20 protein-coding genes are annotated in these 20286 nt (G+C 63.9%); 6 read left to right on the forward strand and 14 right to left on the reverse strand.

What is annotated here, in order from left to right; translation table 11 throughout:
* Positions 1 to 5 precede the first annotated feature (5 nt).
* Positions 6 to 302, reverse strand: a complete 297-nt coding sequence (locus K4G67_RS05525; protein ID WP_239805390.1) for a hypothetical protein — start codon at positions 300 to 302, stop codon at positions 6 to 8.
* Positions 303 to 699: 397 nt separating this feature from the next.
* On the opposite strand from K4G67_RS05525, the gene K4G67_RS05530 reads away from it, so the two are divergent.
* Genes K4G67_RS05530 through K4G67_RS05540 form a run of 3 tightly spaced genes read left to right on the forward strand, consistent with a single transcriptional unit; the run spans position 700 to position 3604 of the window.
* Complete coding sequence (locus K4G67_RS05530; RefSeq protein WP_239805391.1) at positions 700 to 2703, forward strand: pilus assembly protein TadG-related protein; 2004 nt, start codon at positions 700 to 702, stop codon at positions 2701 to 2703.
* On the forward strand, positions 2700 to 3185 hold the full coding sequence (locus tag K4G67_RS05535; RefSeq protein ID WP_239805392.1) for a TadE/TadG family type IV pilus assembly protein: 486 nt from the start codon (positions 2700 to 2702) through the stop codon (positions 3183 to 3185). The genes K4G67_RS05530 and K4G67_RS05535 overlap by 4 nt, the downstream gene beginning before the upstream one ends.
* On the forward strand, positions 3182 to 3604 hold the full coding sequence (locus K4G67_RS05540) for a TadE/TadG family type IV pilus assembly protein (protein WP_239805393.1): 423 nt from the start codon (positions 3182 to 3184) through the stop codon (positions 3602 to 3604). Before K4G67_RS05535 ends, K4G67_RS05540 begins: the two co-directional genes overlap by 4 nt.
* 35 nt (positions 3605 to 3639) lie before the next feature.
* Here the strand turns inward: K4G67_RS05540 and K4G67_RS05545 are convergent, their stop codons facing one another.
* The 5 genes from K4G67_RS05545 to K4G67_RS05565 all read right to left on the reverse strand — a co-directional run bounded on the left by K4G67_RS05545 (position 3640) and on the right by K4G67_RS05565 (position 7810).
* Positions 3640 to 4269: a YitT family protein gene (locus K4G67_RS05545; protein WP_239805394.1), complete on the reverse strand. Its 630-nt coding sequence runs from the start codon at positions 4267 to 4269 to the stop codon at positions 3640 to 3642.
* 89 nt (positions 4270 to 4358) lie between these two features.
* Positions 4359 to 4619: a hypothetical protein gene (locus tag K4G67_RS05550; protein ID WP_239805395.1), complete on the reverse strand. Its 261-nt coding sequence runs from the start codon at positions 4617 to 4619 to the stop codon at positions 4359 to 4361.
* Positions 4620 to 4675: 56 nt separating this feature from the next.
* The gene (gene lpdA, locus K4G67_RS05555) at positions 4676 to 6091 is read right to left on the reverse strand and encodes a dihydrolipoyl dehydrogenase (protein ID WP_239805396.1); all 1416 of its coding nucleotides are present in this window, start codon (positions 6089 to 6091) and stop codon (positions 4676 to 4678) included.
* Between the two features lie 10 nt (positions 6092 to 6101).
* Entirely contained in the window at positions 6102 to 6497 is a 396-nt protein-coding gene (locus tag K4G67_RS05560; protein WP_239805397.1) for an acyl-CoA thioesterase, read from the reverse strand.
* A complete protein-coding gene (locus K4G67_RS05565; protein WP_239805398.1) occupies positions 6497 to 7810 on the reverse strand; it encodes a pyruvate dehydrogenase complex dihydrolipoamide acetyltransferase in 1314 nt (437 codons plus the stop codon). The genes K4G67_RS05560 and K4G67_RS05565 overlap by 1 nt, the downstream gene beginning before the upstream one ends.
* Before the next feature lie 147 nt (positions 7811 to 7957).
* On the opposite strand from K4G67_RS05565, the gene K4G67_RS05570 reads away from it, so the two are divergent.
* Positions 7958 to 8413 carry a universal stress protein gene (locus tag K4G67_RS05570; protein ID WP_239805687.1) on the forward strand — a complete coding sequence of 152 codons (456 nt, stop codon included), beginning with the start codon at positions 7958 to 7960 and terminating at the stop codon, positions 8411 to 8413.
* A 6-nt stretch (positions 8414 to 8419) separates the two neighbouring features.
* On the opposite strand, the gene rnr is transcribed toward K4G67_RS05570, so the two are convergent.
* Positions 8420 to 10768 carry a ribonuclease R gene (gene rnr / locus K4G67_RS05575; RefSeq protein WP_420829997.1) on the reverse strand — a complete coding sequence of 783 codons (2349 nt, stop codon included), beginning with the start codon at positions 10766 to 10768 and terminating at the stop codon, positions 8420 to 8422.
* A 98-nt stretch (positions 10769 to 10866) separates the two neighbouring features.
* Between rnr and K4G67_RS05580 the strand changes: the two genes are divergently transcribed.
* On the forward strand, positions 10867 to 12078 hold the full coding sequence (locus K4G67_RS05580) for a VOC family protein (protein ID WP_239805400.1): 1212 nt from the start codon (positions 10867 to 10869) through the stop codon (positions 12076 to 12078).
* Positions 12079 to 12112: 34 nt separating this feature from the next.
* Positions 12113 to 13012, forward strand: a complete 900-nt coding sequence (locus K4G67_RS05585) for an ATP-grasp fold amidoligase family protein (protein ID WP_239805401.1) — start codon at positions 12113 to 12115, stop codon at positions 13010 to 13012.
* Here the strand turns inward: K4G67_RS05585 and K4G67_RS05590 are convergent.
* From K4G67_RS05590 to radA, 7 genes are all read right to left on the reverse strand, one after another.
* The gene (locus K4G67_RS05590) at positions 12982 to 14346 is read right to left on the reverse strand and encodes a M28 family metallopeptidase (RefSeq protein ID WP_239805402.1); all 1365 of its coding nucleotides are present in this window, start codon (positions 14344 to 14346) and stop codon (positions 12982 to 12984) included. The genes K4G67_RS05585 and K4G67_RS05590 overlap by 31 nt on opposite strands.
* 62 nt (positions 14347 to 14408) lie before the next feature.
* Positions 14409 to 15941: a proline--tRNA ligase gene (proS, locus tag K4G67_RS05595; RefSeq protein ID WP_239805688.1), complete on the reverse strand. Its 1533-nt coding sequence runs from the start codon at positions 15939 to 15941 to the stop codon at positions 14409 to 14411.
* Between the two features lie 141 nt (positions 15942 to 16082).
* Complete coding sequence (phaR, locus tag K4G67_RS05600) at positions 16083 to 16679, reverse strand: polyhydroxyalkanoate synthesis repressor PhaR (protein ID WP_239805689.1); 597 nt, start codon at positions 16677 to 16679, stop codon at positions 16083 to 16085.
* Positions 16680 to 16778: 99 nt separating this feature from the next.
* The gene (gene alr, locus K4G67_RS05605; protein WP_239805403.1) at positions 16779 to 17909 is read right to left on the reverse strand and encodes an alanine racemase; all 1131 of its coding nucleotides are present in this window, start codon (positions 17907 to 17909) and stop codon (positions 16779 to 16781) included.
* Complete coding sequence (locus K4G67_RS05610; protein WP_239805404.1) at positions 17861 to 18292, reverse strand: iron-sulfur cluster assembly scaffold protein; 432 nt, start codon at positions 18290 to 18292, stop codon at positions 17861 to 17863. The genes alr and K4G67_RS05610 overlap by 49 nt, the downstream gene beginning before the upstream one ends.
* Positions 18289 to 18870 (reverse strand): CvpA family protein, encoded by a 582-nt coding sequence (locus K4G67_RS05615; protein ID WP_239805405.1) that lies wholly within the window; start codon positions 18868 to 18870, stop codon positions 18289 to 18291. The genes K4G67_RS05610 and K4G67_RS05615 overlap by 4 nt, the downstream gene beginning before the upstream one ends.
* 11 nt (positions 18871 to 18881) lie before the next feature.
* A complete protein-coding gene (radA, locus tag K4G67_RS05620; protein ID WP_239805406.1) occupies positions 18882 to 20258 on the reverse strand; it encodes a DNA repair protein RadA in 1377 nt (458 codons plus the stop codon).
* Positions 20259 to 20286: the final 28 nt, after the last annotated feature.

The raw sequence follows: 20286 nt of genomic DNA on the forward strand, positions 1-20286 counted from the left end.
GACGCTCATCGCCGGACCTGTCCTGGGGCGATCCGCTCCAGCGTTTCGGTCAGCACGCGGATTTGCTCTCGCATGCGGGCAAGTTCGTCGGCGTCTGAGGTCTCGTCGTGTTGCCGTACCGCCGGACCGGCGACGCCATTGCGCCCCGGCGCGGCGCGATCGGAAAGCGTGGCACCGTCGCGGCGTGAAAGCCCCGCCCCGACAATCCGCTCATCCTTCAATATGACCTCGAACAAAGGCCATAGCTCGATGTCGCCAAATCTTTCACCAAACTCACGATAAAGAAACGATGGTCTGTCCAACCTAGACAGCAAATTCGCAATATCCGTCCCCATTCAGCCCCCTGTAAAGGATGCGGCGCCCCCACCTGTCCCGCTTCGTTTGCGAAGCCGGACTGTCATCCTGTGAAATGCGACCCCGGAACAATTTCCCGATCCCGGCACACTGTTCATCCAGAGCCGCTACGGGTTCATATCTGGTTAAATTTCCATGCTTCGCCCGCGTCCCGTTTTGGGACAGCGATTGTCGCGTACCGATCTGGGACGCTGAGGAGCGCGTCTCGATATGGGACGACGCATTGACGCGCCGTGCAAGGAGGCGAGAGCGAGCCTGGCGCCCCCAAATGAATTCCGGTTTATGATTTTTTAACGCATTTCGATCATGGTTCGCATCATGGCCGGACGCATATCTCTTTCATTCTTGCGCACAATCATCGGCGATCAGCGCGGATCGGTGACCACCCTTGCCGCCCTTTCGTTGCCCGTCATGCTGGGCGGCGCAGGATTGGCCTTCGATCTCAGTCGCGGATACGGGCAGAAAGTCGTCAATCAGCGCGTCGCCGACATGGCGGCCCTGAGCGTGGCGCTGGAGTATCAGGACAACAAGTCCGTCGATCTGGAAGGCGCCGCGGCGGTCGTCGCCACCGCGAACCGGCTGGACGGTGTAACGGTCAAGGCGAAGCTGGTCGACGATTACCCGTACGAGGGGGACAAGTCGGTTGAGGTCACCATCACGCGCGACGTGCCCTATCTTCTCGCCGCGGCGGTCGGGCTCGGCGGGGATTTCACCGTTTCGGCCGTATCGGCCGCCGTCGTGGAAAGCGAATCTCCCTACGACACACCCTGCTTTCTCGCGCTGAGTACCGGTAAGGACGCGCTCGTGGTGAATGGCGGCGCGTCGATCAGTGCGCCAGGCTGCTCGGTCGCGGCGATCGGCAGCCTCGCGAACAAAGGCGACACGATCGAAGCGTCGCAGATTGTCGCCGGGCTGGGCGACATCACGCTTAATCACGGCTGGCTGAAGGCGGAATCCCTGCGTTACGGCGGCGAGTTGAAAGTGCCGCAGTGGAATAATCAGCTCCCTTCTGCTGCAGGTCGCCACAATGCCGAGACGGAACTCTTCGATCCATGGAAAGACAACCTCGAAATTGCGGAAGCGGAGAGCAAGCTGGGTTCTTCCACCCCGCCGCCGGAACTGTTCAATCCCGTCACGCCGGGCGGCGACAAATGGGATCTGTCGTGGAAGCCCAGCAACGCGGTAAAGCAATACCGGGTTGGCGACACGAACCGTTATGTCATTCCCGCCGGCAATTACGATATCTCCAGCCTGACGGTCGGCGGCGGCATCGATGTCGTGTTTCAGTCGGGATCGAGGATCACGGTGTCAAACGGCGTCGCGGTCGGGGGCGGATCCTCCGTCAATTTCGGCGATAGCGACGTTTACATCAATGGCGGCTTCAACAGCGGATCGAACGGCGTCACCTTCGGCGATGGCACGCTGTGGATCGGCGATGGGAAGATCGATTTCCTGGGCGCCAATCGCAAGGGCGACGGCAAGGTCGTAATCAACGACACGCTCAATCTGGGGGGCGGGCAGTCGTTGCTCATGGGCGCTGGCGACCATTATTTCCGCTCAATCAAGCTGGGCGGCGGCGGCGACACGATAATGGGGGATGGCGATTTCGTCGTGTCGGAATCCATCGACGTGCAGGGCGACAGCGAGCTTGCCATCGGAAACGGCAATGTCATCATCGGCACACCGAAAAACGGCGCGGCCGTGTCGCTTTCGGGAAGCGCACGGTTCCTGATGGGCGACGGCAGCACGTCGATCGGCGGCGGCATCAAGACGATGGGCGGCAGCCGGATGGTTTTTGGCGACACGGCAAACCATTTCATCGATGGCGACATGGATTTCGGCGGTTCGGTGTATTTTGGCGCGGGGCGATATACCGTCAATGGCGATTTCGTGAATGGAACGGGCGGTACGACTTGGCCTTATACCTCGTCGCTGACCGGCAAAACCTACGGGAGCGATGCCGCCGGCTTCGACATGGCCGGGCAGGATGTGACCTTCGTTCTGGCGGGCCTCCTCAAGCTGGCAGGCGGCGCGCTGACCAAGCTTTCGGCGTCGAGCTATTCGCAATCGGGCGCACAGATCGCGCAACTTCTCTTCCATTCCGCCGCGAGCGGTGCGTCGAACTGGACCGGCGGATCGGGCAATGTGTTTTCAGGAACGATCCATTTCCCCAACGCATCGGTGACCATGTCTGGGGGCAATTCGACCGCCGATGGCGGCACGTGCTTCATGCTGATCGCGGATGAGATCAAGGCGGCGGGCGGCGCCACCGCCGGGACCAAATGTCTGATGGCAGGGTCGAGCGGCGGCGAGAGCAGCGCCAACAGCCGGATCAGGCTGGTCCGATGATCCGTTCCCTGCGCGAGGATGAGGCGGGTGCGGTCGCGGTCGAATTCGCGTTGTGGTCGATGCTGTTCTTCATGGTCGTGGCGAGTGCGCTCGACATCGGATCCTTTTTCATGAAGCGTAGCAAGCTCGACGAAGCCTTGTCGGCCAGCGCCATCGTCGCATTCGACAATCGCGAAAACGTCCGCTTCGATCAGCTTCCCGCCTATGTCCGCGCGCTTTCGGACGACGCGGCGACGCGCGTGACGCTGAGCTGTAACGGTGCGGCCAACGGATGCACCAACATGGATCGCAGCTGTGCCTGCATCTCCGCAGACGGCGGGTACGTTACGTATACCTGCAAGGCGGCATGCCCCAACAATGGCGCACGTGCAGGCTATTACATGACGCTGGAGGCGACCGCCCCGATCGAGGCGCTCATCGTTCCGCAGCGTGCCTTTGGCGGCGAAACCGTAACCCGCGCAACGACGCTGAGGCTGGAATGAAGATACGCGCTCTCCTGGTCGACGAAGCCGGCGCCGCGGTGATCGAATTTGCCCTTCTGGCGCCGATCATGATCATGATGATCTTCGGCGTGATCGAGACAGGGCGGCTGTTCTGGACGCAGCATACCATCGACGAGGTCGCATACAGCACCGCGCGCTGCATCAGCGTGAGCCTGACCTGCGAGGATATCGAGACGCGCGGCACCTATGCAAAGGAGCGGGCCGCCGCCTATGGCATCGCGGTTCCGGCCGACCGTATCGTCGCCAGCGATACAGGCACATGCAAGGGTTTCGCCGAATCGCATAGCGTCCGGATCGAGGTGCCGTTCCGTTCGGTTCTGTCCGAACTCGCGCCCGGTTTTCCGCAGACACTTACGGCAAGGGCCTGCTTCCCGAAATTGAGAGAGATCACGAGCTAGGTTATTGGCGGACGAGCGAATGACCGCCCAGCCACTTAATATCCCGTATATCGCCCGGGTTTGTGATAGGCGATCAATATCCCGCTGACTGCGGCGACGGACAATACGGAATATATGACGAGTTCCGACGGAATGGCCGTGACCGCGACCGCGATGATCGACGCGTCGAGTACGAAGCTCAACCAGCCGACATTCCAGCCGAACTTCTTTTCAAGGAAGATGGCAAGGATCGTCACCCCGCCGACGCCGGCCTTGTGCCGCAACATGGCGAGGATGCCGGCGCCCGCCGCCGTCCCGCCGCCCACCGCGGCAAAGGCGGGGTGAATGGCGGAGATGTCGAGCGATACCCGCGTAACCGCCGCGCACACGGACACCAGCGTGACGGCCGCGATCGACTTGATCAGGAACCCGCGCCCCATCGCCGACAGCGCAAGCACGAAAAACGGCAGGTTCAAGGTCCAGAACCACCCGTCGACGGTCCATCCCACCTTATAGGTCATCAACAAGGCGACACCGCCCATGCCCGCCGTGACGATCCCGCTCGCCTTCATCAAGGTCAGCCCGATCGCCATCAAAAGCGCACCGGTGACGAGCCCGTAAATGTCCTCCGCAAGGCCATGCGGGCGCGGCTGCGGAAATGCGTTTTCTTGCGTATGTTCGGTCACGAAACCGCCGCTATCCCACGACGGCGAGCCGGGCAAGGGGCAGCAGGGGCGCACGTCGTAACCCGCCCGCCCTTTACCGGCCTGCTCGCTTATTTCTTTGGCCGCCCGGTCAGCTGGCTCGCTTGGCGTTCGTCTTCGGGATAATCTTCCGGGGTAACTTCGGAATTGAACTTCGCCGTATTGTGCAACTGGCTATTGTTGCGGGGACGCTCTGCCTTGGGCATGTCGTCCGGATCCTTGTTCGGCGAATGCGCGGACTTGCCGCCCCCCGGGATGCTCTCGGGGTTGGCGGCATTTTCCTTGGCCGGATCCGGGCGTTTGGGAACGGGGGTGTATTCGTCGTCGCTCATGCAATGTCTCCTTTGCACGATCAACGGTCGAAAACTGCGCCCCGTTCCATCACGCCTCAGATATGTACCGCCTTGCCATAGGCGGACAGGACGCTTTCATGCATCATTTCGGACAGCGTGGGATGCGGGAACACGGTGTTCATCAATTCCGCCTCCGTCGTTTCGAGCGTCTTTCCAACGACATATCCCTGAATGAGCTCGGTCACCTCGGCGCCGATCATGTGCGCGCCGAGCAATTCGCCCGTCTTCGCATCGAACACCGTCTTGATGAACCCTTCCGCCTCGCCCAGCGCGATCGCCTTGCCATTGCCGATGAAGGGGAAATTGCCGACCTTCACTTCGTAACCGGCCTCCTTCGCCTTAGCCTCGGTCATGCCGACGCTCGCGATCTGCGGGTGGCAGTAGGTGCAGCCCGGAATATTGTTCCGGTCGAGGCCGTGGGGGTGAACCTCCTTGTTGCCCAGTTCCTTCGCGATGGATTCGGCGGCGGCGACGCCTTCATGGCTGGCCTTGTGCGCGAGCCAGGGGCCGGGCGTGCAATCGCCGATCGCCCAGATGCCATCGACACCGGTGCGGCCGAAATCGTCGATCTGGATGAAGCCGCGCTCCATCTTCACGCCCAGGTTTGCGAGGCCCACATCCTCTGTATTGGGCACGATGCCGACGGCGGAGATGACATGGCTGAATTCGGTTTCGGTGACCTTGCCGTCGGCGCCCTTGATCTTCGCCTTGACGCCGTTCGCGCCGACGTCGAGCGCTTCGACACCCGCGCCCGTGACGATCTTCATGCCTTGCTTCGTCAATGCCTTTTGAAGGAATGCGGATACTTCCTCATCCTCCACCGGCACGATCCGGTCGAGCATCTCCACCACCGTCACATCGGCGCCCATGTCGTTGTAGAAGCTGGCAAATTCGATGCCGATCGCGCCCGACCCCATGACAAGCAGCTTCGTCGGCATTTCGGACGGCGTCATCGCATGGCGATAGGTCCAGATCCGCTTCCCGTCCGCCTTGGCAAAGGGCAGCTCGCGCGCGCGGGCGCCGGTCGCGACGATGATGTGCTTTGCCGACAGTTCCTGCGTCTTGCCATCCTTGTCGGTGACGGAAAGCTTGCCCTTTGCGGCGACCTTGCCGGTGCCCATGTGCACCGCGATCTTGTTCTTTTTCATCAGGTGCGTCACGCCCTTGTTGAGCTGCGACGCCACCCCGCGCGAACGTTTCACCACCGCGTCGAGATCGGCCTCGATTTCCTTTGCGGCGAGACCGTAATCCTTCGCATTGTGCATGTAGTGCAGGATTTCGGCCGAACGCAGCAATGCCTTTGTCGGGATACAGCCCCAGTTGAGGCAGATCCCGCCCAGCAATTCGCGTTCCACGATTGCGGTTTTCAGCCCGAGTTGCGCGGCGCGGATCGCCGCCACATAGCCGCCCGGCCCCGAACCCAGAACGATCACGTCATAGCTGTCAGCCACTGAAAAACTCCTAACCACTCACCGGGCGCGGACGCCCGTTATCGTCGATTGCAACGAAGGTGAACCGCGCCTCGGTCACCTTTACGCATGTCTCTTCATGGCGGTGACGCCGCCACGCTTCTACTGCGATCTTGATGGATGTACGGCCCTCGCCCTCGATATGGGCATGGACCGAAACCTCGTCGCCGACCGCGACCGGTTCGTGGAACTGCATCCCGTCCATCGCAACCGTCGCGGCGCGCCCCTTGCACCGTCGCGAGGCGACGAGCCCTGCCCCCATATCCATGAGGCTCATCAGCCAGCCGCCGAAAATATCGCCATAGGCATTGGTGTCGGCGGGCATCGCGGTCATGCGAATGACCGGTTCGCCGTCGGGCTGAGCTTCGGCGATGTCGGAGCCCGCCATCAGGCCAGAAGGTCCAGCGGATTTTCGATGAGATCCTTGAACGCGGCCATCAATTGCGCGCCATCCGCGCCGTCGATCGCGCGGTGATCGAAGCTGCCGGTGGCGCTCATCACCGTGGCGATCTGCAACGCATCGTCGATGACATGGGCGCGCTTCTCACCTGCGCCGATCGCCATGATCATGCCCTGCGGCGGGTTGATGACCGCCTCGAACTGCTTGATCCCGTACATGCCCATGTTGGACAGCGATGCCGTGCCGCCCTGAAATTCATGCGGCTGCAGCTTGCCGTCACGGGCCCGCGTCGCGAGATCCTTCATCTCGGTCGAAATCTTGGAGACGGACTTGCCGCCCGCATCGGTGACGATCGGCGTGATGAGACCGGCGGGAACCGAAACCGCAACCGAAATGTCGGACCGCTTGAAGGTGTAAAGCTCGTCACCTGCGAACTGCACATTGCACTTCGGCACCATTTCGAGCGCGCGGGCGAGCGCCTTGATCATCAGATCGTTGACCGAAAGCTTCACATCGCGCGCGGCCAGCGTCGCATTGAGCTCGCCCCGCAGTTTGAGCAGCGCATCGAGGCGAATATCCACGGTCAGGTAGATATGCGGCACCTGCTGCTTCGATTCGGTGAGGCGGCGCGCGATGGTCTTGCGCATGCCCGAAAGCTTTTCCGCGTCGTGCGGGATGTCGGGCGCGTCGGTTTTCGGCGCGGGCGTGGGTGTGGGCGCGGCCGTTTCGGCGGCGGCCTTGTGCTGTCCCGGCTTCGCATTCTCGACATCGGCCTTCACGATACGGCCATTGGGTCCGCTGCCGCTGATGGCCGACAGGTCGATGCCCTTTTCCGCCGCGATCCGCTTTGCGAGCGGGGATGCCACGATACGGTCGCCGTCATTCTGCGCCGTGGGGGCGGGGGTGGGAGCGGGAGCAGGAGCCGGTGCGGGCGCCGCGCTGGTGCGGGTCTTCTCGCCCTCGACCTTTTCCTGGCGGTCCTGTGTCTCCACCTTCGTCGCATCGGTTCCGGCATCGGACGCGGGCGCGGATGGCGCCGAAATCGCATCGGCGTCCTCGCCTTCTTCGGCCAGCATGGCGATGATCGTGCCGACCTTCACATTTTCGGTGCCGGCCTCCACCGCGATGGCCGCAATCGTGCCCTCATCGATGCATTCGAACTCCATCGTCGCCTTGTCGGTTTCGATTTCGGCGATGATGTCGCCGGGTTCCACCTTCTGTCCCGGCTCGACCAGCCATTTGGCGAGAGTACCCTCTTCCATCGTCGGGGACAGGGCGGGCATCTTGATTTCGATCGACATGGGCTTCCTTCGCGATCCTTGATCTCACATTTGATCGCCTTGTTGGGGCGACCGCCCGCCGGGGTCAAGGGCGTAAGCCGCCGACTTGCCAATATTGCGTTCATGGCCCAGTCTAGGCCCGAGGGCACAGAGGGGACACCACGCCACATGCGCACATATCTCGTCATCATGGACGAAACGCCGGAGGCAAAGGTCGCCTTGCGCTTCGCATCGCGCCGCGCGGCGAAAACCGGCGGTTCGGTGCATCTCATCGCGCTCGTCCCGAAACAGGCCTTCGTCGCGTTCGGCGGCGTTCAGGCCACGATCGAGGAGGAGGCGAAAAGCCGGGCCGAAGTGCTCGTCATGGCGGCGGCAGGAAGCCTGCTCGCCGAAAGCGGGCGGATGCCCTCCATCTCCGTGCGCGTCGGTGACGGGGCGAAGGTGGTGCACGACTATCTCACCGAAAACGCGCAGATCGCAGCGCTCGTCCTCGGCGCGGCGGCAGAAGGGTCGCCGGGGCCGCTGGTGCACCATTTCGCCAATCACAAGGCGGGGCAGCTCCCATGCCCACTCATGATCGTGCCCGGCGGACTGAGCGAGGAAGATATCGACGCGCTGAGCTGAGCCTGCCTATTTCTTCTTGCGCCCCTGGTGCCGGATATTGCCGGGCCGACCGCGCCTGCCGACCATGTGCTTGCCCTGTGCGTCCTTTTTCGGGCCGCGATCCTTCGTGCGCGCCTTGCCCTTGTGCACGATCTTCTTGCCGCGCGGTTCGACCTTGCCTTCCTGCTCCGGCAATTCGAATTTCAGCGCACCACTCAGCGGGTTCGCCTCCGCCAGCCGGAGTTTCAGCCGATCACCGACCTTGTATTCGGTGCCGGTGTCGCTGCCGACGAGTTTCTGCGCCTTTTCCTCATAGACGAAATATTCGTCGCCGATCGTCGAAATGGGAAGCAACCCATCGCCCCCGAAATTGAGGGTCGTCGCGAACAGGCCGAATTTCTGCACGCCGGTCACGCGGGTGTCGAACACCTCGCCGACCTTCCCCGAAAGCCAGGCCGCGACATAGCGGTCGATGGTGTCGCGCTCCGCCTCCATCGCGCGGCGCTCGGTCTTGCTGATGGCGTCGGTGATCGATTCGAGGCTGGCGCGATCCTTGTCGGACAGGCCGGAGCGCGCGGGAATGTCGCGGTCCTGCGGCCTGGGCTGTTCGAGGTTGAACGCATCGACCAGCGCCCGGTGCACGAGCAGGTCGGAATAGCGGCGAATGGGCGAGGTGAAATGCGCATAGCTGCCCAGCGCAAGCCCGAAATGCCCGGCATTCTGCGGCCCGTAATACGCCTGCGTCTGGCTGCGCAGCACCTGCTCCATGATGAGCGCGCGCTCCGCATCGTCGGCGGTATCCTTGATCAGCCGGTTGAAGATGCCCGGCGTGATCACCTGCCCCAGCGTGAAATTGCGGTCGTAAGTGGCAAGGTAATCCTTGAGCGCCATGAGCTTTTCGCGGCTCGGCGTTTCATGGATGCGGTAGACGACGGGCGCGACCTTGCTCTCCAGCGCCTTTGCCGCCGCGACATTGGCGGCGATCATGAATTCCTCCACCACCCGGTGCGCGTCGAGCCGTTCGCGCACGGCGATCTCCTCGATCCGCCCCGCCTCGTTCAGCACCACGCGCCGTTCCGGCAGATCGAGAGCGAGCGGATCGCGGGCATCGCGCGCGGCGTTGAGCGCTTTCCAGCAGGCCCAAAGATTGCGAAGACTTTCATCCGCGCTGTCATCGTCGATGCGGTTTTGCGCATCTTCGTAAGCAATGACCTCGGAAATCTTGACGATGGCGCGAGTAAAGCGCCAGTCCCTGATCTTGCCCTTCGCATCGACGGTCATGTGACACGCCATCGCGGCGCGCGGCTCCCCCTCGCCCAGCGAACACACGTCGGCGGACAGGATTTCGGGCAGCATCGGCACGACACGGTCCGGAAAATAGACGGAATTGCCGCGCTTCCTCGCCTCGCGGTCGATCGCGCTGCCCGGCCGCACGTAATAGGATACGTCGGCGATGGCGACGATCGCCTTCCACCCGCCCGCATTGGCGGGATCGTCATCCGGCGCGGCCCAGATCGCATCGTCATGGTCGCGCGCATCGGCCGGGTCGATGGCGACGATGGGCAGATGCCGCAAATCCTCGCGGCTGTCGGCGGACACGGGCAGCTTCGCCGCCGCCTGTGCCGCATCCTTCACCGCATCGTCAAAGTGAAAGGGGATTTCGTGCTTTGCAATCGCGATCAGGCTGAACGATTTCGGCTCCAGCGGATCGCCGAGGATTTGCGTCACCTTCACGCCCGCGCGCGGCGATTTGCCGGTCGGCTCGGCCAGCACGAGCTGGCCTTCCTCCGCCCCGCCAAGATCGGCAATGGCGGCGGAATTGCGGACCGATTTCTCTATCGGGGCGAGCCAGCCCTTCCCCGTCCTGTCGATCTCGACGACGCCCATCATCGCGGTCTGCGCATCGGGCAGCTTCTTCATCACATGAGCGAGCCAGCCCGTGCCGGTCTCCTCCGTGCGAGCGAGCACGCGGTCACCCTTTCGCAAGGCGGGAAAGGCGCGATTGCCCTTCCCCTTGCCGCCCGTCTGCTTGCGATCCACCACGCGCAGCCGGGGCGGCGCCGCCCCGCTGTCGGGCGACCAGCTTTCGGGAACGGCGATCGGTACGCCATCGTCGATATCCGCCACGCGCAACACGGTCACGCGCGGCAGTCCGCCCATGCTGTGGAAGGCGGATTTCTTTCCGTCTATCAGGCCTTCTTCGGCCATGTCGCGCAGCAGCGCCTTGAGCGCGATCTTTTCCTGCCCCTTGAGGCCGAATGCGCGCGCGATCTCGCGCTTTCCGGCGGGGCTTTCGCTCGTCTTCACGAACTCCAGAATCTGGTCTTTCGACGGCAATCCCTGAAATTTCTTCGATTTTTCGTTCATGCATCCCATGTGGGCCGCAGCCCGGCGATACGCAAGCGCGTTCGCCCGGTTGCAAATGCAACCGTGTGCCCTATCACCCGGCAAGACCTGCCGAACGGAGCCGACCCATGACCCAATTCGTTTCGCCCGATACGCTGCGCGCCCGTTTCTCCGCCGCGATGTCGGCGATGTACCGGGACGAGGTTCCGCTTTACGGCGAATTGCTCGACATCGTGGCGTCGGTCAATGCGCGGTCGGGCGGCGCGGCGCCACGCGATGGCGGGCGACTGGGAGAGGAACGCCACGGCGCGATCCGCGTGGGCACGGCGGCGGAACTGCGCGCGATGCGGCGGTTCTTTGCCGTGATGGGCATGGAGCCTGTCGATTATTACGATCTCTCGGTGGCCGGTGTGCCGGTCCATTCCACCGCGTTCCGCCCCATCACGGCAAAGGGGATGGAGGCCAATCCGTTCCGGATGTTCTGCTCGCTGCTCCGGCTCGAACTGATCGAGGATGCGGGCCTGCGCGAACGTGCCGCCGACATTCTCGAAACCCGGCAGATCTGTTCCTCGCGGCTCATGGAGCTGATCGCGAAGGCGGAGGAGGAAGGCGGGCTGAACCATGCGGATGCGGAGGCGTTTCTGGGCGAAGGGCTGAATGTCTTTCGCTGGCATCATGCCGCGCGGGTCGATGCGCGGACCTACGCGCAATTGCACGATGCGCACCGGCTGATCGCCGATGTGGTCAGCTTTCAGGGGCCGCATATCAACCATCTGACGCCGCGCACGCTCGACATCGATGCGGCGCAGTCGGACATGATCGCGCACAATATCGATGCCAAGGAGCAGATCGAAGGCCCGCCGCGCCGCGCGTGCCCCATTCTTTTGCGCCAGACCAGCTTCAAGGCATTGTCCGAAACGGTCTCCTTCGGCGGCGATGACGCAGGCGCCCACACCGCCCGTTTCGGGGAGATCGAACAACGCGGTGCCGCGCTTACCCCCAAGGGGCGCGCGCTCTACGACCGATGCCTTGCCGATGCGCGGGCGGCGGGCGGCGATTACGACGCGGCGCTGCGCGAATCCTTTGCACGCTTTCCCGACGATCTGGACGCGATGCGCGACGAGGCGCTCGCTTTCTTCCACGGCGGACAGCCGATCACCTACGAGGATTTCCTCCCCGTAAGCGCAGCCGGCATCTTTCAGTCCAACCTCGGCGCGGATACGGGCAATGGCGCGGTCACGGGCGGCTCGGCGCAGGACGCGTTCGAGGATGCGCTCGGCCTGGCGGTGCACAACCCCTTCGCCCTCTATCGCGCGGCGAGCGACGACGACGCGGGATAAGGGAACCCGCGACCCGCTGGCGGTTTTGACGGGGATGGACGCCAACCCCGCCGATGTGAACGTTACGCCAGCGTTCGGCGCGCGGCTGCGCATCGCGCTGTGCTATGCGGCGCGGATGGGCCGGTCATGTGCGGTGGACAACCCCCGCCGCTTCACCGAATTCGTGCAACGGCGCAAGCTTTACGACCGCGATCCCGCCATGCCGCGCCTGCTCGACAAGCTTTATGCCAAACGGCTTGTCGCTGGCCGCCTCGGCTCCGAATGGGTGGCGCCGCTCGCGTGGGAGGGAACGGCATTGCCGGCGCGGCCGCCCGTATCGGGTCGCGCGATGCTCAAATCCCGTCACGGCTGCAACCAGTATCGCGCGCTCTACCCCTCCATGCCACAGGGGCGGTGGGACGGCACGCGCCGCGACGCGCATCGCTGGCTGCGTTCGCGTTATGGCGCATGGCTGGACGAGTGGGGCTATCGCGATGTTCCCCGCGGCCTGATGATCGAGGGGTGGCTCGGCGATGGCGAGACCCTTCCGGTCGATTACAAGATCTATGTTTTCGGAGGTGCGGCCACCCATGTGCAGGTGCACACCGGGCGCGGCGGGTGGCGGCATCGCTGGCATCTGCATGACCGGGACTGGAAACGGGTCGACGGGGGCGAACCGCTTTTGCGGCCGCGCAGTCTCGATGCGATGATCGAGGCGGCCGAAACGCTGTCGGGCGCGATGCCTTTCGTCCGCGTGGATTTTTACGAACTGCACGGATGCCCGGTGTTCGGCGAATTCTGCTTCTATCCAGGATCGGGCCTGGACCGGTTTCACGATGATGCGACCGATCTCGCTCTCGGCGAACTCTGGGCGCTCGCGCTATCGACCAAAAATCCGGTCGCGCCAATTCGTGACCCGAATGCTCACTCCATCTCCGAATTGTCGAGCGGGTAGAACGCGCCACCGGGAACCGCCGCGGCAACCGGGCTTTCCGCACCGCCGGCAAGCGCGCTGACCCCGACGATCCAGTCGTCGCCGCGCAATCCGTCGAGCGTCACCATATGCGTCGCGCCATCGGTTTCGCGCAGCATTTCCCACCGTGCATCATCGGTCCGGCGGCGCCAGACGCGATAGGCTGTCGCCCCTTCGCTCGGCGTCCATTGCACGGTGGTAAAGGTCTGTACTGCGGCTTCGGCGGACACGCGCGGCGGCATCGGCGCCTGCGCAAGCGCGGCCAGCGTTTCCACGTTCAGCCGCGTGACCTTGGCGAGATAGGGAAAATCCATTTCCCCAACCGTATCACCGTAGGTCACGCCATTCTCGGTGCGAAGATCCTGATGCTGATGCTCGTAATCTTCCACTGCGACCGAGAAACGGATGGCAGGATAGCCCATCGCCTGAAACGGCAGTTGATCGCCGCCGCGCCCCATGCGGTCGGCGCGATAGATCTGTCGAACGGCGAGCGTATCGTCCGCATCCACGCCCGCAATCCCGGCGATATAGCGCGAGAGGTTGCGCGAAGGGCTGTCGTTCTCGCCCCCGTTGCGGCGCATGGCATCGCGCAGTTCCTCGGTGGAATCGGAGCGCAGCGCCTCCGAAAAGACGCGGACATGCGTATCGTCGGCCTTTCCGTCCGAACCACGCGAACCGCCGACGATGTCGTTGTTGAGCACCGCCTTCACGGTCCAGTTCTGCTCCCGCGCATAATCCGCCATCAGCGTGCCGCCGTAAAGGCCCTGCTCCTCACCCGAAAGCACGGCATAGACGATGGTCGTGGGGTATCGATGCTGCGACAGCGTGCGCGCCGCCTCCAGCACGAGCGCGGTGCCCGATGCGTTGTCATTGGCGCCGGGCGCGTCGCTTTTCCAGTCCATCACGTCGCTTGCGCGGCTGTCGATATGGGCCTGCACGATGACGACTTCGTTCGGGCGCTCGGAACCTTCCTGAATCGCCACGACATTGACCAGGCGCACCGGCGTTTCGATGCGATTGCCCGATACCATGCGTTCGGGCGTCACGATGGAGAGACAGCCGCCGCACGCCTCGCTCGCCTCGCGAAATTCCGCCTCGGCCCAGCGGCGGGCAGCACCGATGCCGCGGGTCGGGCTGTCCTGCTCCGAAAGCGTGTGGCGGGTGCCGAACCCGACGAGGCTTTCGACATCGGCGCGCAGGCGGTCGGCCGACACGGGGGCGGCAACGGACGTTCCGGACGATGGCTCGTGCGCAAACGCCGGGGCGGCGCCGAGCGAGACCAAAAGCGGGGCGGAGAGAAGCGCGATGGTTTTCATCGTACGACGTTGCCCGCCAATTCGCCCCGCGGCAAGAGGGAACGGCGCGCCGCCCCGCCGGCTCAGTAGGTACGACCGATATAGATCGTCTCGACCGCCTTTTCCCCGGTAAAGAAGCACGGCGCATCGGGAACGTCGGCGTGGAGCGCGGAATTGCGGATCGTGATTTTCAGCGTTTTCAGCTTTTCCACGATCGCGTCGAGCGCGGCGCCGGTCGGACGCGACCACGGCACCGCGACCCAGCCGGGCTTCGTCTCGCTTTCGCGGAAATGTTCGGCCAGCGTATCGAAATCGGTGATGTCGTAACGGATGGCGGCGTCGCGCCGTTCGCGGGCGCGTTCGAACAACGTCTGCTGGATCTCCGCGAGGATACCGCCGGCGCAGAACACGAAATCGTGGCGGTCCTGCAGGGCGAAATCGGGCTTGCCATCGTCCTCGCGCCAAAGCGCGTCGCGGCGCAGGACCGAAAGCTTTTCGCCTTCCATGTCGCGGGGGCCGACCTCGATGATGACGGGCGCGCCCTTGCGCACCCAGCCCCAGCGTTTCACCGCCGTCTTGCCCGGCTTGCGATCGACCAGCACGCGGATCGGCTCGCGGAACACGTCCTGCCCGATGAGCGCGGTACGCACTTCCTCGCAATAGTTGATGATGTCGGCGTCCTCGTCCTTGCCGCGCAGCAGGGGCAGGATGATGATCTGATGCGGGGCGACGCGCGGCGGCACGGCCAGCCCGTCATCGTCGCCATGGGTCATGATGACACCGCCAATCATGCGGGTGGACACGCCCCAGCTGGTCGTGTGGCAAAGCTGCTGCTGCCCCTCGCTATCCTGATACCGGATGTCGGCGGCCTCGGCGAAGGTCGTGCCGAGGTAATGGGACGTGCCCGCCTGGAGCGCCTTTCCGTCCTGCATCATCGCCTCGATGCTGAAGGTTGCATCGGCGCCCGGAAAACGCTCGTTCTCCGGCTTTTCGCCCGCGATGACCGGCATGGCCAGCACGTCCTCGGCAAAGGCGCGATAGACTTCGAGCATTTTCAGCGTCTCGTCCATGGCGTCGGCCTTGTCGGCATGGGCGGTGTGCCCTTCCTGCCACAGGAATTCGCTCGTGCGCAGGAACATGCGGGTGCGCATCTCCCAGCGCACGACATTGGCCCACTGATTGATCTTGAGCGGGAGGTCGCGCCAGCTTTGCACCCAGCGGTGCATCGCCTGACCGATCACCGTTTCCGACGTCGGTCGCACGACGAGCGGTTCCTCAAGCTCGGCATCGGGGTCGACGACAAGCTTGCCGTCCTCCGCCTTCAGCCGGTGATGCGTGACGACCGCCATTTCCTTGGCGAAACCCTCGACATGCTCCGCCTCTTTCCCGAAATAGGACAGCGGGATGAAGATCGGGAAATAGCAATTGTCATGACCGGTCAGCTTGATCTGCTCATCCAGAAGCCGCTGAATCCGCTCCCAGATGCCCCAGCCCCACGGCTTGATGATCATGCATCCGCGCACGCCCGATTCCTCGGCCAGATCCGCCTGAGACACGACGGCCTGATACCAGGCGGCGAAATCATCCTCGCGCTTGATGTCCAGCGCATGGCGGATCGTCGGAAATTGGGCGTCGGTCTTGGCGGCCACTGCGTACCTCGGGTATAGAGCATATCAATAAAGGGGTGACGGCTGTCCTGCCGCACCCCTGTCGGGAACGCCCTATTCCCAAGCGTTCCATTTGCCAAGCGTGGCGTGCTATTTGATGAGCTTGTTGAGCTGGCTTTGCATCTCGGCCATTTGCCGCCGCAGCGTTTCAAGCTCGGCGTCCTTGCGTTCGTCGCCGGTTGCATCCGCGTCGCCGTCGGGCCGCTCATCGCCCTGCGCCGCTGCGCCAGGTTGCGCGGCGCCGGGCATGAACGCATTGGTCGCGGCGGTGAACATCGCCATGTTCTGCTGCGCCAGCTTTGCCAGCGGATTGGAGCCGAGGCTTTCCTCGAAAGTCTTGCGCATCTTCATCTGATTTTCGCGAAAATGCTGCATCGACATTTCGAGATAATGCGGAATCATCGACTGCATCGAATTGCCGTACATCGAGATCAAATCGCGCAGGAAACTCACCGGCAGCATTTGCGATCCGCCCGCGGCCTCTTCGTCCATGATGATCTGCGTCAGGATCTGATGCGTGATGTCATTGCCGCTCTTGGCATCGACGACCTGAAACTCGACACCTTCGCGCGTCATCTTGGACAGGTGATCAAGCGTGATATAGCTGGAGCTGTCGGTGTTATACAGGCGCCGGTTGGCGTATTTCTTGATGATGATGACACCATCCTCGCGCTTCTTTTCCGCCATATCCATGCCCATCACTACTGAACGACCCCGCCGAATTGCGGATTTTCACGTTGCTGCACATGCTCTTAGCATGCGCAACATTGGAGGGGCAAGCATCGCTTATCCCCGCAGGCGCGGCCCGGATACGGTCAGGAGTTCGTATTGCGACATCCCGCAGGTGCGCGCCGCCTCCGGCAGGGCATAGCGCGCCGCGACCCAGTCGCCTTCGCCGATGCCCGCATCGCCGAGGTCGATCGCCGTCATGTCCATCGACACGCGGCCAAGAACCGGGAGAATCCGGCCATCGGACACGAACCCGCCCTTCCCGCTCCAGCATCGCAGATACCCGTCGGCATAGCCCAGCGACACGATGCCCACGCGCATGTCGCGCGGTGCGGTGAAGGTCGCGTTATAACCGATTGTATCACCCGCCGCGACATGGCGGGCCTGCAATATCATCGCCTCCGGCGTGACGACCTGCCGGATATGCGCGGCCAGCTCGGGACGCGGCACCCCGCCATAGAGCGCAAGGCCCGGCCGCGTCAGATCGAAGTGGTAATCCGCGCCCAATGCGATCCCCGCACCATTGGCAAGGCTCGCGCGCTGGTGCGGAATCTGTTGCAACAGGCTCGCGAACGCAGCGCGCTGCCGCGCATTCGCCCCGTCATCCTCGTCGGCACAGGCGAGGTGCGACATCAGCGCGCCGACCTCCAATTGCTGCAACCTTGCATCGCCGCATTCGTCGGGACGCAGACCCAGCCGGTTCATCCCCGTATCGATCATGAGATCGCATGGCCCGCCCCCCGACGCGAGCCAGCGCTCGACCTGCGCCAGGCTGTTGAGCACGGGCCGCAATCCCGTCGCCCGGGCATAGCGCGCCTCATCCTCCGTCGCCGGGCCGTGGAGGACCGAAATCGCATCGGCCGGAACGGAGGCCAGAACGTCGGGCGCTTCCTGCCAGTGCGCGATGAAGAAATTGCGGCACCCTGCCGCCCACAACACGCGCGCCGCCCGCCGCGCACCGGTGCCGTATCCATCCGCCTTTACCGCAGCCCCGGCCATCGCCCGTCCTGACAACCGGTCCAGCGCGCGCCAGTTCGCGGCAAGCGCATCCTCATCGAAGGAAAGGCGCAAGGCAGGTGGCGGAAGCGGCACCGCCGGTCCGCCCCCATCGCCCTTCGATTGCGGCGCAGCCACGCCCGTCACCCTTCCCGAACCATCGGGCGAAGCGCGTTCGCCGCCGCGTTCCATGCCAGCAACATCGCACCGTGACGCCCGGGATAGGCACGCGCCGGCGCAATGAGGTCGAGCCCCGGCCAATCGGGTCTTGGCCCGTCGCGCCGCACCCATTCCTCCATCGCCGTATTTGCCGCCGCGATGTCCTGCGCGTCGCGACCCGCGGCCGCTTCTGCGAACACCGCGGCGCCCGCCTGCCCCACGGCGCAGGCGTGGGCCGCAATGCCGACCTCCGCGATTTTGCCGCCCTCGCCGAGCAGCAGGCCCAGCTCGACCCGGCTGCCGCAGCTGGGCGAACGCGCCTCCCCGCGAATGGAGAAGCGCGAATCCAGCGTAAAGGATGCAAGCCGGGTCGCCGCGGCAAGCACGGCGGGCGTATAGAGCCGGTGCGCGTTCATCGGATCGCTTCGTCCACTTCGCCGCTCACGCGTTCCACGTCGTCCCCGGTTTCGTCCTCGTCCTCGGCCTCCGCCTGCTCGCGAAAGGCGGCGCGGCGCTGCTCGATATCCTCGACGAGCGCGATGCTCGCCGCGTTGACGAAGGAATAGCTGCGGGCCTTGGCGATCCAGTCGGGCCGACCCTCCACGCCCCAGATCGTGTCATAGCCCAGCACCAGCACCGAAAAGGCCAGCACCACCATGATCAGCCCCTTCACGATGCCAAAGCCCAGGCCCAGCATCCTGTCTACCGCGCCGAGCACCGAATTGCGCGCACGCGACCCGGCCCACCGCGCAATCAGCTTCACGATGAGATAGGGCACCATCAACAATACGGCGAATGCGAGCACGGCCGCACTCGCCTGCGTGTCGATATATTGCAGCATCCACTGCGTCAGCGGCGTATGCAGCGCGGAAATCGCGATCATCGCGGCGATCCACGCGGCAAGCGCCAGTATTTCGTGCACGAACCCGCGCATGAAGCCGCCCACCGCCGTAAATCCGACGATGATAATCACCACGAGATCGAATGCCGTCATGACGTTATCCGCTATTGGCTCCCCACCACATGGTCAACGAGATTTGGCAATTGCCGCATCGGTTGAAAGCGCGCACCCGCGACCTTTTCACCTTTTTCCGCAACCGATGCCGGGCCGAACGCACGATCGAAGCCAAGCTTTACCGATTCGCGAAGACGCAGCGGCGCATGCGCCACGGGCCGAATCTCACCGGCCAGCGACACCTCCCCGAACCACACCGATTGTGCCGGCAACGCCCGTTCCGACAATGCGGATACCAGCGCCGCCGCCACGGCCAGATCCGCCGCCGGATCGGTCAGACGGTATCCCCCCGCGACGTTGAGATAAACCTCCGCCGAGGAGAAATTCAGCCCGCACCGCGCCTCCAGCACGGCAAGCAGCATCGCCATGCGCCCGTTGTCCCATCCCACGACCGCGCGGCGCGGCGTCGCCCCGCTCTGCAACCGAACGATGAGCGCCTGAATCTCCACCAGCACCGGGCGCGTCCCTTCGAGCGCGGGGAACACCGCACTCCCCGCCAATGGTTCATCCCGGCCCGACAGGAACAGCATGGACGGGTTCGTCACCTCGACGAGGCCGGCGCCTTCCATGGAAAAGACGCCGATTTCGTCCACCGCGCCGAACCGGTTCTTCAACGCGCGCAGGATGCGATATTGATGCGAACGCTCGCCTTCGAAGCTCATCACGACATCGACCATGTGTTCGAGCACGCGCGGCCCGGCGATATTGCCATCCTTGGTGACATGCCCGACCAGCACCATCGCCACGCCGTTCCGCTTGGCATAGCGGATGAGTTCGAGCGCGCAGCCGCGCACTTGGCTCACCGTTCCGGGCGCGCCTTCGATCTGGTCGGAATGCATGGTCTGTATGGAATCGATGATGAGCAGCGCCGGCGGATCCATATCGCCCAGCGTCGTCAGGATATCGCGCACCGATGTCGTTGCCGCAAGGCTCACTGGCGCGTCCGAAAGGCCGAGTCGTTCGGCGCGCAGCCGCACCTGCCCCGCCGCCTCCTCCCCGCTGATATAGACGACGCGTCCGCCCGAGCGCGCCACGGTCGCGCAGGTCTGCAGCAATAGGGTCGATTTGCCGATCCCCGGATCGCCGCCCATCAATATCGCGCTGCCCGGCACGAACCCGCCGCCCAGCGCGCGATCGAACTCGGCCATGCCGGTGGCCCGCCTTTGCGGAAGCGGGACCGGCGCGTCGAGCGGCACGAACCGGATCGTCTGCCCGCCGCCGGAAAGGTCGTGCTTTGCGGAAAAGACGGTCGGCGCCGCCTCCTCGACAAGGCTGTTCCATTCGGCGCAATCGCTGCACTGTCCCTGCCATCTGGGCGATACGCTGCCGCAGGCCTGGCATACATATTTGCGCTTTGTCTTTGCCATGGCCTCGCCTACCCGGAACAGGACAGGA

Source organism: Croceicoccus hydrothermalis (genome assembly GCF_022378335.1).
GTDB classification, from domain to species: domain Bacteria; phylum Pseudomonadota; class Alphaproteobacteria; order Sphingomonadales; family Sphingomonadaceae; genus Croceicoccus; species Croceicoccus hydrothermalis.

What these genes read in the sequence shown, in the direction of transcription:
- K4G67_RS05570 (WP_239805687.1), top strand. Translation starts at nt 7,958, where the DNA reads ATGCGCACATATCTCGTCATCATGGACGAAACGCCGGAGGCAAAGGTC.
- alr (WP_239805403.1), bottom strand. Translation starts at nt 17,909, where the DNA reads ATGGAACGCGGCGGCGAACGCGCTTCGCCCGATGGTTCGGGAAGGGTG.
- K4G67_RS05550 (WP_239805395.1), bottom strand. Translation starts at nt 4,619, where the DNA reads ATGAGCGACGACGAATACACCCCCGTTCCCAAACGCCCGGATCCGGCC.
- K4G67_RS05585 (WP_239805401.1), top strand. Translation starts at nt 12,113, where the DNA reads ATGGACGCCAACCCCGCCGATGTGAACGTTACGCCAGCGTTCGGCGCG.
- K4G67_RS05590 (WP_239805402.1), bottom strand. Translation starts at nt 14,346, where the DNA reads ATGAAAACCATCGCGCTTCTCTCCGCCCCGCTTTTGGTCTCGCTCGGC.
- K4G67_RS05565 (WP_239805398.1), bottom strand. Translation starts at nt 7,810, where the DNA reads ATGTCGATCGAAATCAAGATGCCCGCCCTGTCCCCGACGATGGAAGAG.
- K4G67_RS05580 (WP_239805400.1), top strand. Translation starts at nt 10,867, where the DNA reads ATGACCCAATTCGTTTCGCCCGATACGCTGCGCGCCCGTTTCTCCGCC.
- K4G67_RS05615 (WP_239805405.1), bottom strand. Translation starts at nt 18,870, where the DNA reads ATGACGGCATTCGATCTCGTGGTGATTATCATCGTCGGATTTACGGCG.
- K4G67_RS05610 (WP_239805404.1), bottom strand. Translation starts at nt 18,292, where the DNA reads ATGAACGCGCACCGGCTCTATACGCCCGCCGTGCTTGCCGCGGCGACC.
- K4G67_RS05560 (WP_239805397.1), bottom strand. Translation starts at nt 6,497, where the DNA reads ATGGCGGGCTCCGACATCGCCGAAGCTCAGCCCGACGGCGAACCGGTC.
- rnr (WP_420829997.1), bottom strand. Translation starts at nt 10,768, where the DNA reads ATGGGATGCATGAACGAAAAATCGAAGAAATTTCAGGGATTGCCGTCG.
- K4G67_RS05540 (WP_239805393.1), top strand. Translation starts at nt 3,182, where the DNA reads ATGAAGATACGCGCTCTCCTGGTCGACGAAGCCGGCGCCGCGGTGATC.
- K4G67_RS05535 (WP_239805392.1), top strand. Translation starts at nt 2,700, where the DNA reads ATGATCCGTTCCCTGCGCGAGGATGAGGCGGGTGCGGTCGCGGTCGAA.
- radA (WP_239805406.1), bottom strand. Translation starts at nt 20,258, where the DNA reads ATGGCAAAGACAAAGCGCAAATATGTATGCCAGGCCTGCGGCAGCGTA.
- phaR (WP_239805689.1), bottom strand. Translation starts at nt 16,679, where the DNA reads ATGGCGGAAAAGAAGCGCGAGGATGGTGTCATCATCATCAAGAAATAC.